The 13365-nt window shown below is 45.8% G+C and carries 11 protein-coding genes; all 11 read left to right on the top strand.

Going from position 1 to position 13365, the window contains the following annotated elements; translation table 11 throughout:
* Window positions 1–7: 7 nt before the first annotated feature.
* Entirely contained in the window at window positions 8–1339 is a 1332-nt protein-coding gene (locus tag H171_RS14440; protein ID WP_100305778.1) for a 6-phospho-alpha-glucosidase, read from the top strand.
* 231 nt (window positions 1340–1570) lie between these two features.
* A complete protein-coding gene (locus H171_RS14430) occupies window positions 1571–2692 on the top strand; it encodes an aldo/keto reductase (RefSeq protein WP_100305776.1) in 1122 nt (373 codons plus the stop codon).
* 26 nt (window positions 2693–2718) lie between these two features.
* A complete protein-coding gene (gene pap, locus H171_RS14425; RefSeq protein WP_100305775.1) occupies window positions 2719–4218 on the top strand; it encodes a polyphosphate:AMP phosphotransferase in 1500 nt (499 codons plus the stop codon).
* Window positions 4219–4362: 144 nt separating this feature from the next.
* Window positions 4363–5619 (top strand): BaiN/RdsA family NAD(P)/FAD-dependent oxidoreductase, encoded by a 1257-nt coding sequence (locus H171_RS14420; protein WP_100305774.1) that lies wholly within the window; start codon window positions 4363–4365, stop codon window positions 5617–5619.
* Window positions 5616–6311, top strand: a complete 696-nt coding sequence (gene cmk, locus H171_RS14415; protein WP_100305773.1) for a (d)CMP kinase — start codon at window positions 5616–5618, stop codon at window positions 6309–6311. Before H171_RS14420 ends, cmk begins: the two co-directional genes overlap by 4 nt.
* Window positions 6302–7153: a 4-hydroxy-3-methylbut-2-enyl diphosphate reductase gene (gene ispH, locus H171_RS14410; RefSeq protein WP_100305772.1), complete on the top strand. Its 852-nt coding sequence runs from the start codon at window positions 6302–6304 to the stop codon at window positions 7151–7153. The genes cmk and ispH overlap by 10 nt, the downstream gene beginning before the upstream one ends.
* The gene (gene rpsA / locus H171_RS14405) at window positions 7134–8231 is read left to right on the top strand and encodes a 30S ribosomal protein S1 (RefSeq protein WP_100305771.1); all 1098 of its coding nucleotides are present in this window, start codon (window positions 7134–7136) and stop codon (window positions 8229–8231) included. The genes ispH and rpsA overlap by 20 nt, the downstream gene beginning before the upstream one ends.
* Before the next feature lie 89 nt (window positions 8232–8320).
* A complete protein-coding gene (locus tag H171_RS14400) occupies window positions 8321–10381 on the top strand; it encodes a M13 family metallopeptidase (RefSeq protein WP_100305770.1) in 2061 nt (686 codons plus the stop codon).
* 252 nt (window positions 10382–10633) lie between these two features.
* Window positions 10634–10849, top strand: a complete 216-nt coding sequence (locus H171_RS14395) for a FeoA family protein (RefSeq protein ID WP_025231665.1) — start codon at window positions 10634–10636, stop codon at window positions 10847–10849.
* Between the two features lie 15 nt (window positions 10850–10864).
* Complete coding sequence (locus H171_RS14390; protein ID WP_100305769.1) at window positions 10865–11083, top strand: FeoA family protein; 219 nt, start codon at window positions 10865–10867, stop codon at window positions 11081–11083.
* A 70-nt stretch (window positions 11084–11153) separates the two neighbouring features.
* Complete coding sequence (gene feoB / locus H171_RS14385; protein WP_100305768.1) at window positions 11154–13337, top strand: ferrous iron transport protein B; 2184 nt, start codon at window positions 11154–11156, stop codon at window positions 13335–13337.
* Window positions 13338–13365 lie beyond the last annotated feature (28 nt).

Here is a 13365-nt window from a genome sequence, read left to right as displayed (position 1 = left end):
AATCACTATGAACAGAACGTTTAAATTAGTCATTGTAGGCGGCGGAAGTACTTATACGCCGGGGATTGTTAAGAGCCTTCTGGATCAGAAGGATCAATTTAAGCTTTCCGAATTAAGACTTTATGATAATTTCAAAGAACGCCAGGACAAAGTTGGAGTTCTGGTAAAAAAGGTGATTGAGATGTTTGATCCGGGAGTGAAATTGGTTCTTACAACGGATCCAAAAGAAGCGTTTACGGATGCAGATTTTATCTTTGCCCAGATGAGGGTCGGATTGTATCATATGAGAGAGCTTGATGAGAAGATCCCTTTAAAATATGGGGTAGTTGGTCAGGAAACCTGCGGACCAGGCGGCCTTGCCTATGGCTTAAGAACCATTTATCCGATGGTAGAAGTCATCGATTATTGTGAAAAATATGCAAGCAAAGACTACTGGATCGTAAACTATTCAAATCCGGCGGCCATTGTTGCAAAAGCAATGCATAAACTCCGGCCAAATGCCAGAATCTTAAATATCTGTGATATGCCGGTAGCGATCATGAGAAACATGGCTAACATTTTGGATTGTGACAGAAAAGACATTGTGCCGGATTACTTTGGACTGAATCATTTTGGCTGGTTTACAAAAATCCGTGTCGGGGAAGAGGACCGGACGGAAGAATTAAAGGCTTATGTAAGAGAACATGGCTATATGCCTCCGGATGACAGAAGTGAAGTACGGCATAATGATGCATCCTGGAAACACACATTTGACAATGCAAAGAATTTAATGAGAATGTTCCCGGATTATCTGCCCAACACCTATATGCAGTACTATCTGTTAGGGGATGAGATTGTAAAACATTCCGATCAGAACTATACAAGAGCCAATGAAGTCATGGATGGACGGGAAAAACGGATTTTCCAGGCAGCAGAACAGTATGAATCAACCGGAGAAATAGATATGACTCCATTTTTTACCGGTGTTCATGGGGAATTTATCGTTGAAGTAGCGATGAGCCTGGCATTTAATTTAAAGAAACGTCATCTGGTTATGGTCATGAACAATGGTGCTGTTAAAAATTTACCAGACGATGCCATGGTAGAAATTCCCTGCTATATTACCAACGAAGGACCGGAAGCTACCAGAGTAGGGGAAATCCCGACTTTCTTTAAAGGAATGATCGAGCAGCAGGAGGCTTGCGAAAAGTTGATCGTAGAGGCAGCAATAGAAGGAAGCTATGACAAAGCATTGGCAGCATTTACATTAAATAAGACCATACCATCAGCAATGGCCGCAAAGCAGATTCTGGATGAAATGATTGAGGCGAACAAGGATTACTGGCCTGAGTTAAATTAAAATAATTATCAGAACAGATCCGGCTCTGATATCGCATAACGTGGGAGTATTTATTGCGCCGCGGAGTACTGAAATTCAGTATTGCCGCGGCGCTTTCGTTTGATCCTTTTTCCAGACATTATATTCTTCGGATTAAGAAAAAAGTCTTTGGTACAGGATTGATATATGATACAATAAATGTAAGAACGGCGGGCAGAAAAAGCCGTAATACATATAAATCGGAGGAAGATTATGCAATATCGTGATTTTGGAAAAACAGGAATTAAGGTATCGGCCCTGGGGTTTGGAGCCATGAGACTTCCGATTCTTCAGGAGGAAACGGTGGATGAAGAACGGGCGGTATCCATGATCCGCCATGCCATTGATGAAGGAGTGAACTATATCGATACGGCATATCCTTACCATCAGGGAGAAAGCGAAAGGATCGTGGGAAACGCTTTAAGGGATGGCTACCGGGAGAAAACATATCTGGCTACCAAATGTCCGGTATGGAAGCTTGAAAAGCCCGAAGATTTTGATGAGGTCCTAGATGAGCAGCTTAAAAAGCTTCAGACAGACCACATAGATTTATATTTGCTTCATGCTTTAAGCAGGGATCGTTTTGAAGATAAGGTCAAAAAATTCGATCTTGTAACGCGCATGGAAAAAGCCAGGGAAGAAGGCAAAATAAAATATCTTGGTTTTTCCTTCCATGATTCATATGATGTATTTCAGGATATCCTAGATTATTATGATGGATGGGATTTCTGCCAGATTCAGTATAACTACGTGGATTTAGAGCATCAGGCCGGAGTTAAGGGACTGAAGGCTGCGGCAGACAAAGGACTTGCGGTGGTTGTCATGGAACCTCTTCTTGGAGGAAAGCTGGCTGATCCTGCGGAACATGTAAAAAAGGTATTCCCTGAGGAAAAATCCACTGTGGAATACGCCCTTGATTTTTTATGGGACCAGCAGGAAGTGAGCCTTCTTCTAAGCGGAATGAGCGACGAAAAGCAGCTTGAGGAAAATCTGGTTTATGCAGACCGCAGCCATATCGGAATGGTAAAGCCGGAAGAGAAACAGGTTTATAAAGAGGCAAAGGAAATCTTTGATTCCATGGCCCTGGTAGGCTGCACCGGATGCCGTTATTGCCTTCCCTGTCCCTTTGGTCTGGAGATCCCGGAGATTTTCTCATATTATAACATGACAGCCGCCCATAAAGAGAGTGAGGCAAAGGCCGGATACGAGGCCATGCCTGTAAAGGCGGAAGGCTGTAAGGCATGTCATCACTGCGAAAAGGAATGTCCGCAGATGATTAAGATCAGTGAGATTATGCCAGAAGTTGCTCACGTGTTTGCAAAGCTTCAGGCTTAACTGTTTAAACAAAGGAGGGACGGTTTATGCTGGAGAAACTTGATTTATCGAAAAAAATAGACAAAGAAACCTATAAAGACACTAAAACTAAGCAGAGTGAAAGGCTGGGCCTTTTGCAGCGGGAGTGCAAGGAGGCAGGAATTCCTGTCATGATCGTGTTCGAGGGCATGGGAGCATCAGGAAAGGGCACCCAGATCAACCGTCTGATTCAGGCGCTGGATCCCAGAGGTTTTGATGTTTATGCCAATGATAAATCAACGGAAGAGGAACGGATGCGCCCGTTTTTATGGCGCTTCTGGACCAAGCTTCCGGCCCAGGGCAGAATCGCCCTCTTTGACAGAAGCTGGTACCGGCAGGTGACCATCGAACGGTTTGAAGGCAAGATCCCGGAAACGGCTCTGCCAGAGGCTTTTCAGGATATTCAGTCCTTTGAGCGCCAGCTGACCGATGACGGTATGGTTATCATAAAGCTGTTCCTCTATATTTCTAAGGAGGAGCAAAAGAAGCGGTTTAACCGGTTGGAAGCCTCGAAGGAAACCAGCTGGCGGGTGACAGAAGAGGACTGGAGAAGGAATAAGGAATACGGCCGCTTTTTGGAAATCTCCGAGGAAATGCTTCAACGGACAGATATGGACTACGCCCCATGGACCATCATTGAAGGCACTGACAGGGAGTATGCCTCCGCAAAAATCATCACACAGGTGGCGGACTGCTTAGAGGATGCCATTAGGCAGAGAAAGCTTAGGGGAGAGAGAAAAGAAAAAGAGGTGCCGGTCCGTTCGGAGAAATACCAGAGCGGAGTCTTATCCGGTGTGGACCTATCAAAGACCATGACAAAGGAAGAGTATAAGAAGGAGATGAGACGGCTAAAGGAAAAGCTGGAATCCCTTCACAGCCAGATATACCGGTTAAGGATCCCTGTAGTCCTGGGCTTTGAGGGCTGGGATGCGGCAGGAAAGGGCGGAGCGATCAGGCGTCTGACCAGCCATCTTGATCCCAGAGGCTATAAGGTATATCCCACTTCGGCTCCCAATGATCTGGAACGGGTCCACCATTACCTGTGGCGTTTCTGGAGTCATGTGCCGAAAGCAGGCCATATTGCCATCTTTGACCGGACCTGGTACGGCAGGGTCCTGGTTGAGCGGATCGAGGGTTTTTGCAGAGAGTCTGAGTGGAAGCAGGCGTATCAGGAGATCAACGAAATGGAGAACCACATGGCAAATGCCGGAGCCGTTGTCATTAAATTCTGGCTCCATATCGATAAGGTAGAACAGGAAAAACGCTTTAAGGAACGTCAGGAAAATCCGTCCAAGCAGTGGAAGATCACGGAGGAAGACTGGAGAAACCGGGAAAAATGGGATCTGTATGAGTCTGCGGTCAACGAGATGCTGGTACGGACTTCCACCACCTATGCTCCCTGGGTGGTCGTGGAGGCAAACTGTAAGTATTATGCCAGGATCAAGGTGTTAAAAACCGTTGTGGAGGCTTTGGAGTCAGAGATAAAAAAAAGTAAGAAAAATTCATGACCGCTTGTTTTTTCGCTCTTTTTCGTGTAAAGTAGAAAAATAGTAATCGAAAGCAGGAGAAAATACCCTGTAGGTTATTCCTTAATGCCCAATTAGCGTGGGCAAAAGAGGAAATCCCATCCAGGGATAGAAAGAGGAACAGGCATGAATACGGTTTTAATCGTGGGCGGTGGCGCTGCAGGGATGCTGGCTGGAATAGCAGCAGCCATGAAGGGCGGTACCGTCCACATTTTTGAGAAAAATGAAAAACTTGGAAAGAAGGTATATATCACCGGCAAGGGACGCTGCAATGTGACCAATGCCTGTGATACAGAGGAGCTGTTCGGAAACGTAGTAACCAATGCCAAATTCCTTTACAGCAGCTTTTACGGCTTTACCAATTTTGAGATGATGGACCTGTTAGAAGATCTTGGCTGTCCCTTAAAGACAGAGCGGGGCAACCGGGTGTTTCCGGCTTCTGATAAGTCATCGGATGTAATTAAGGCCCTTACAAAAAGGCTTTTAGATCTTGGAGTCTCCATCCATTACAAAACCCAGGTGGAGAATCTTTTGATAGAGGATGGCGCCCTTTTAGGGCTGGTAATAAAAGAGGTCGGGAAAAAGGCAAAGGTGTACGGAGATTCCGTGATCGTAGCCTGCGGCGGATTGTCCTATCAGGCCACCGGCTCCACAGGAGACAGTTATGAGTTGGCAAAAGAAGCAGGTCATAGGGTTACCCCTCTTTCTCCCGCCCTGGTTCCCTTTGTGGCAGAGGAGCCGGTGGTAAAGGAGCTGCAGGGCTTATCCCTGCGCAATGTGGAGGCATCCATATTAAACGGAAAAAAGGTGGTTTATAAGGAATTCGGGGAAATGCTGTTTACCCATTACGGGGTCAGCGGTCCGGTACTTTTAAGCGCCAGCAGCTATGCGGTAAAGGAACTGAAGAAAGGGCCTCTGACTCTTTCCATTGACTTAAAGCCGGCTCTTACCGATGAACAACTTGACACCAGGATTCTGCGGGATTTTGAAGAGGCCGCAAACAAGCAGTTTAAGAATTCCCTGGATCATTTGTATCCTTCCAAGCTTGTGCCGGTCATGGTGGATAGAAGCAAAATCCCGCCGGATAAGAAAGTCAATGAGATTACAAGGGAAGAACGCCAGCGTCTTGTCCGAACAACCAAAGGCTTTCTTCTGACGCTTACAGGACTTCGGGGCTACAATGAAGCAATCATCACCCAGGGCGGTGTATCTGTTAAGGAGGTTAACCCTTCCACCCTGGAATCCAAGCTTCTTCCCGGCCTTTATTTCGCCGGAGAAGTGCTGGATTTAGATGCAGTGACCGGAGGCTTTAATTTACAAATCGCCTGGTCTACGGGATGGGCGGCCGGAAGTGCTGCCGGAGAGGAGAAATTCAAAGGATGAAAAAAGTTTATAATATAGCCATCGACGGACCGGCCGGGGCAGGAAAGAGCACCATTGCAAGGTCTGTTGCAGAAAAGCTTCATTTTGTTTACGTGGATACGGGAGCTATGTACCGGGCTATGGCACTGCATTTTTTAAGGAATGGGATACCGGCAGGTGATGAGGAAGCGATTTCAAAGTCGGCCGGAGAGGTGAAGGTCACCATTTCCTATGAGGACGGGATGCAGCAGGTGATCTTAAACGGAGAAAACGTTTCTGGACTGATCCGCACAGAGGAGGTCAGCGCCATGGCATCTGCGGTCTCCGTTTACATGCCGGTGCGAAATAAACTGGTGGAGCTTCAGCAGAATCTGGCCTTAGAAGAAAATGTCATTATGGATGGCCGGGATATCGGAACCTGTGTGCTTCCGGAGGCGGACTTAAAGATCTATTTAACGGCAAACAGCCTGGTCCGGGCGAGAAGGCGGTATGAGGAGCTTAAGGCAAAGGGAGAAGAATGCAGCCTTAATGACATAGAAAAGGATATCATTGAACGGGATTACCGGGATATGAACCGGGAGAATTCTCCCCTTAAGCAGGCAGAGGATGCAGTCCTTTTGGATTCTTCCTCCATGACCATTCCTCAGGTAGTGGACAGGATTCTTGCACTTTTTCAGGAAAGAAAAGCAGAAGGAGGGAACCTATGGAAGTGATTGTTGCCAAATCCGCCGGGTATTGCTTTGGAGTAAAGCGGGCGGTGGAACAGGTTTATGAACAGCTGAAACGAGATGACAAACCAATCTATACCTATGGCCCCATCATCCATAACGAGGAAGTGGTACGTGATTTAGAGGAAAAGGGAGTAAAGGTCATTCATTCGGAAGAGGAGCTTGAGAAGGTCAGGGACGCAGTCGTTGTCATAAGGTCCCATGGTGTAGGGAAGCGGATTTATGAGATCATGGAGCGAAACGGAATCGAGATTGTAGACGCAACCTGTCCCTATGTGAAGAAGATCCACAGGATTGCCGAGGAGCAAAATCAGGCAGGAAGGCGGCTTCTTATCATCGGGAATGAATCCCATCCGGAGGTGGAAGGTATTAAAGGCTGGGGAAATGACAATACTTTAGTGGTGGAAACACCCGAGCAAGTGGAAAGATTACCTCTAACGGAAGGGGAAAAGCTGTGTATTGTATCACAGACGACATTTAATTACAATAAATTTCAAGATTTAGTTGAAAAAATTTCTGAAACGCGGTATGATATACTTGTTTTAAATACGATTTGCAATGCAACACAGGAAAGACAGGTGGAAGCAAAGCGGATAGCTTCAGAAGTGGATGCCATGATTGTTATAGGCGGAAAAAGTAGTTCCAATACCCAGAAGCTGTACGACATATGCCGAAGGGAATGTAAGAACACTTACTATATCCAGACACTAGGTGATTTAGATCCTGATTGTGGAAATTCTGTGCGCAGCGTAGGTATTACAGCCGGGGCTTCAACCCCGAATTATATTATCGAGGAGGTTCATACTAATGTCAGAGTTAAGTTTTGAACAAATGTTAGAAGAATCATTGAAAACTATACGTACAGGAGAGATCGTCACTGGTAAAGTCATCGACGTAAAGGAAGATGAAATCGTCTTGAATATAGGTTACAAGTCCGACGGCATCATTCCGCGTAGCGAGTACACGGATGACCAGAATTTAGATCTTACAACGGTTGTACAGGTTGGTGAAGAGATGGAAGCCAAAGTCATCAAGGTAAACGATGGCGAAGGCCAGGTAGCCCTGTCTTACAAGAGATTGGCAGCAGACAGAGGCAATAAGAGATTAGAAGAAGCATTTGAAAACCACGAAGTACTTATTGCAAAGGTTGCGCAGGTACTTGACGGTGGTTTAAGTGTGGTTGTAGAGGGAGCAAGAGTCTTCATTCCTGCAAGCCTGGTATCCGATAGCTATGAGAAGGATTTATCCAAGTATGCAGATAAGGAGATTGAATTTGTCATTACCGAATTCAACCCTAAGAGAAGAAGAATCATCGGCGACAGAAAGCAGATCATGGTAGCAAGAAGAGCTGAACTGCAGAAGGAATTATTTGATAGAATCCATACAGGTGATGTGGTAGAAGGTACCATCAAGAATGTAACCGATTTTGGTGCATTTATTGATCTTGGCGGTGCTGACGGTCTGCTTCATATTTCCGAGATGAGCTGGGGCAGAGTAGAGAGCCCGAAGAAAGCTTTCAAGGCAGGAGAGAAAATCAAAGTCCTGGTTAAGGATATCAACGGTGATAAGATCGCCCTCAGCTTAAAGTTCCCGGAGACAAATCCGTGGAAGGATGCTTCTACAAAATATGCAGTAGGCAACGTAGTAAGCGGAAGAGTTGCACGTATGACGGATTTCGGCGCATTTGTTGAGCTGGAGCCAGGCGTAGATGCACTGCTTCACGTATCCCAGATCTCCAAGGAGCATGTGGATAAACCTGCTGATGTTTTGGCAATCGGCCAGGAAATCGAAGCCAGAGTGGTTGATTTCAACGAAGGCGAAAAGAAAATCAGTTTAAGCATTAAAGTACTTCAGTCACAGGATGAGGCTGCAGACGACGGAGCAGTATATTCTGACGAAGTTTAAGCATAATAGAAGATAGAACTTATAAGGAAGTGGAGAGATCCACTTCCTTTTTAGTGCAAAAAAACCTGTAGAAAGAAGTGAGGTACAATATGAAAAACAGGATCAAGTTCTGTCTGGCAGCCGTTCTTATGCTGTCTCTTCTCCTGACCGGGTGCCGGAAGAAGATGGAGACACCTCCGGAGCAGACAGCAGCCCAGCCGGTTAACGTTCAGGGAGAAGCGGGAAGTGCTGCAGCGGATGAGTCAGAGGCCGTGCGGCTGGAGGATGACTATTATGATTATGTGGACCAGCAAATTCTGGACCAGGTGGAAATACCAAAGGATTCCAGCGGATGGAGTTATTTTTATCAGCTGGAAAAGGACTCCTATGATGTTCTTGAAGGGGTATTGGAAGACGCTGTAAAAAACCGGAAACAGGCAAAGCCAGGTTCCCTGGAGCAGAAAATTGCGGACTTGTATTTAACAGCCCTGGATATGAAAGGGCGGGAAAAAGCGGGATTTGGTCAGCTTAAGCCCTATCTGGATAAATTAAGGAATGCCTCGGACATTGATGAATATCTAAAAGCAGTAGGAAACATCTATGGTGATCTTGGAGTAAACAGCATTCTTACGGTACAGTGGATGGAAGATATGAAGGATTCCAGCCGGTACGCCCTGTATGTGGATGGGGCGGACCTGGGGCCGGGAAAGGAAACGCTTGAGGATAAGACCCAGGCAAAACTGATGGACCAGTACCAGGATTATATTAGAAGTACCCTGGAATATACGGGCATGAGCCGTGTGGAGGCAGAGAAGGCTGCTGCTGATCTCATGGCACTCCAGAAGGATCTGGCCGCAGGTGCCCTTCCCTTAAGCCAGCAAAATGACCCTGATATCATATACAACCCCTATTCCATGAAGGATATAAAGGGTTTGCTTCCGGAAGGGGCAGCCGACTCTTATCTTTCGTCAGCCGGACTGACCGATGTTGATACCTTAATAGTAACCCAGAAGACGCAGATGGAAAAAATCGGTAAGTACCTGACAAACAATCATCTCCCTGTTTTAAAGAATTATTCCATATTCTGCCTGGTGAATGATTTTGCACCATATCTTACTCCTGAAATCAGAGATAATTATCAGGACTGGAATAATACCCAGAATGGAATTAAGGAAAGAAAGACAGACCAGAAGCTGGCCAGTGAAAGGACCCAGAATATGCTTGGGTTTGAGTTCGGCAGGCTATATGTGGAAAAGCGTTTTTCGAAAGAAGATAAGACGGCCATTGAAGAGATGGTACGCCATATCCTTGAGAATTATAAAAAGCAGATTATGGGCCTTGACTGGATGGGAGAAGAAACAAAGTCAGCTGCAATTAAAAAACTGGATAACATGACCCTTAAGATCGGATATCCGGATAAATGGCCCAATGATTATGTAAAAGCCACCATTACACCAGTTGAAAAAGGGGGGAACTTAATCAATAATGTCATTTCCCTCACAAAGGCTCAAAATGCTGTGAACAGGGAAAAGGTCCGTAAACCGGTGGATAAAGCGGAATGGGGCATGACGCCTCAGACGGTGAATGCCTATTATAACCCTACTGGAAATGAAATCGTATTCCCGGCCGCCATATTGCAGGCTCCTTTCTATGATGCTGACAAGGATTATGCGTCAAATCTGGGAGGGATCGGAACGGTCATTGCCCATGAAGTCAGCCATGCCTTTGATTCCTCCGGTTCTCTTTATGACGAAAATGGAAATTATCATGTATGGTGGACCAATGAGGACAGAGCCAAATTCCGGCAGCTGGCGGACCAGGTGGTGGCCTACTATGAAGGGCAGGAAGGTTATAAAGGACGTCACGTAAACGGAACACAGACTTTAAATGAGAATATCGCGGATCTCGGCTCCATGGCCTGCATCACCTCCATTGTGGGTGATGATGCAGAGAGCCTAAAACTGGTTTTTGAGCAGTTTGCAACCATATGGGCAGCGAAATATACGCCGGAGAGCATGATCAGGAGGCTAAACACGGATGTTCATTCTCCAGCTAAGGTGAGGGTTAATGCAGTGCTTAGCGCTACCGACGCTTTTTATAAAGCTTATCCGGAAATAAAGGAGGGAGATGCCATGTACGTGGCGCCCCAAAAGCGAGTGAAAATCTGGTAAAACAATATAAGAGGAGCTGCAGCAAAATGGTTTTGTTATTTTGCTGCAGCTTTTCTTTTATGATGGACAAAAAGATTTTACAAAAATCTTGACAACTGCCCTGCGTTAGTGTATACTAACTATTGCGTAATGGGAATGATTCTCATTAATAATATTAAAAAACATTTCATAGATACACCTTTACGTCCCGCATTGGGGAACTGGCCCCTGTCCCAAATACAAGGGCAATATGAAAAAGAAAGAAGATGATGGATGATGCCTCTGACAATGGTGAGAACAGGCGAACCGAATGTGATCCGCAAGGTAGGCGGTAAGGAGGAAACAAGACGCTTTTTAGAGAATCTGGGCTTTGTGTCCGGAGGAGTTGTGACGGTTGTTTCTGAAATGGGCGGAAATATGATTGTGAATGTTAAGGATTCCAGAGTGGCTATCGGCAAAGATATGGCCAATAAGATTCTGGTGGAATAGAGAGGGAGGAAGACAATGACATTAAAGGAAATTCCATGCGGAAAAACAGTTAAGGTAACAAAGCTTACCGGGGAAGGACCGGTCAAGAGGCGGATCATGGATATGGGAATCACAAAAGGTGTTGACATTTACGTGAGAAAAGTTGCTCCCCTTGGGGATCCGGTTGAAGTGACGGTAAGAGGATATGAATTATCCCTGCGGAAAGCGGATGCGGAAATGATTCTTGTAGAGTAATTTTTGCAAATAAGTTAGTTTAGACTAATATCTGATAAATCAGGTGCTGACAGGCAGAAAGAGGTAGAGTATGTCAATTAAGATTGCATTAGCAGGTAATCCAAACTGCGGAAAGACAACACTGTTTAACGCGCTTACGGGATCCAATCAGTTTGTGGGGAACTGGCCGGGCGTAACAGTAGAGAAGAAAGAAGGAAAGCTGAAAGGCCATAAGGATGTGATCATCATGGACCTTCCCGGCATTTATTCACTTTCTCCCTATACCCTGGAAGAGGTGGTAGCGAGAAATTATCTGATCACTGACCGTCCGGATGCGATTTTGAACATCGTAGACGGAACCAATATTGAGCGAAATTTATACTTGTCCACACAGCTTATGGAACTGGGGATTCCGGTGATCATGGCCGTCAACATGATGGATATTGTTGAGAAAAACGGAGACAAGATACATATCCAAAAGTTGAGCCAGAAGCTGGGCTGTGACGTCGTGGAGATTTCCGCATTAAAGGGAACCGGCATCCAGGAAGCAGCAAAAAAGGCCGTAGCCCTGGCTAATCTGAAAAACAATACGGTTCCGGTCCATAAATTCGCACCAGAAGTCGAGTCTGTTCTGGATTCTATCGAAGATAAGCTGGGGAATGAGATTCCGGAAGAGCAGAAGCGCTTCTTTGCCATCAAGCTTTTAGAAAAAGATAATAAGATCCAGACCCAGATGAAGCATGTGCCGGATGTATCCGAAGAAATCACCCGGATCGAAAAAGAAATGGATGACGACACCGAGAGCATCATCACCAATGAGCGTTATGTTTATATTTCATCCATTATCCATGAGTGTTTTACCCGTAATAAAGTAGAAAAGCTGACAATTTCTGATAAGATCGACAGGATCGTAACAAACCGCTTCCTGGCTCTGCCTATCTTTGCGCTGGTTATGTTTCTTGTATATTATGTTTCTGTAACAACCGTTGGAACCTGGGCTACTGATTGGGCCAATGACGGCGTATTCGGAGAGGGCTTTAGTTTCTTTGGCCTGGAAGTTCCCGGTGTGCCGGTTGTTATAGAAGGCGTTTTAACTGCTGTAGGCTGTGCAGATTGGCTGCAGGGACTGATTCTTGACGGAATTGTAGCCGGTGTCGGCGCTGTTCTTGGTTTCGTACCTCAGATGCTGGTGCTTTTCATCTTCCTTGCGTTTTTGGAGGCCTGCGGCTACATGGCGAGAGTTGCTTTCATCATGGACCGTATTTTCCGCCGGTTTGGTCTTTCCGGCAAGTCTTTTATCCCGATGTTAATCGGAAGCGGCTGCGGTGTGCCTGGAATTATGGCTTCCCGTACCATTGAAAATGACCGTGACCGTAAGATGACGATCATGACCACTACCTTTATTCCCTGCGGGGCAAAGCTTCCCATCATCGCTTTGATTGCAGGTGCATTGTTTGGCGGAGCAGCATGGGTGGCTCCAAGTGCTTACTTTGTAGGAATAGCAGCCATCGTTTGCTCAGGAATTATTTTAAAGAAGACAAAAATGTTTGCAGGAGATCCGGCACCTTTTGTTATGGAGCTTCCGGCTTACCATATGCCTACCGTTGGAAATATTTTAAGAAGTATGTGGGAACGCGGCTGGTCCTTTATTAAAAAAGCAGGTACCATTATTCTTTTAGCAACTATCTTTGTTTGGTTTACTTCCTACTTCGGCTGGGTTGACGGCCAGTTCAGGATGTTAGACGCTTTGGAACTTGATCACAGCATTCTTGCGGCAGTTGGAGGCACAATTAGCTGGATCTTCGCACCTCTTGGCTGGGGTGACTGGAAATCTGCGGTTGCAGCCATCACCGGACTGATTGCAAAAGAAAACGTAGTTGGTACGTTCGGTATCCTCTTCGGTTTTGCGGAAGTTGCAGAAGATGGATCTGAAATCTGGGGAACGCTTGCAAGCAGCATGACTCCTTTGGCAGCTTATTCCTTTCTGATATTCAATCTTCTTTGTGCCCCATGCTTTGCTGCTATGGGAGCCATCAAAAGAGAGATGAACAATATCAGATGGTTCTGGTTTGCCGTCGGATATCAGACACTTCTGGCTTATGTAGTATCCCTCTGCGTTTTCCAGATTGGATCCCTGGTTCTCACAGGAACTTTTGGAATCTTTACTATTGTTGCCTTTGCCCTGATTGCAGGATTCATTTACCTGCTGGTAAGGCCGTCAAAGGAACTAAAGGCATCAAACATTCATTTAAACAAAGTGGCAGGAGCAAAATAGGCTTGCCCCATGAGAGCCTGCACCTTAT

Source organism: [Clostridium] celerecrescens 18A (genome assembly GCF_002797975.1).
GTDB classification, from domain to species: Bacteria; Bacillota; Clostridia; order Lachnospirales; family Lachnospiraceae; genus Lacrimispora; species Lacrimispora celerecrescens.
This window is presented reverse-complemented; position numbering and strand designations above follow the sequence as displayed.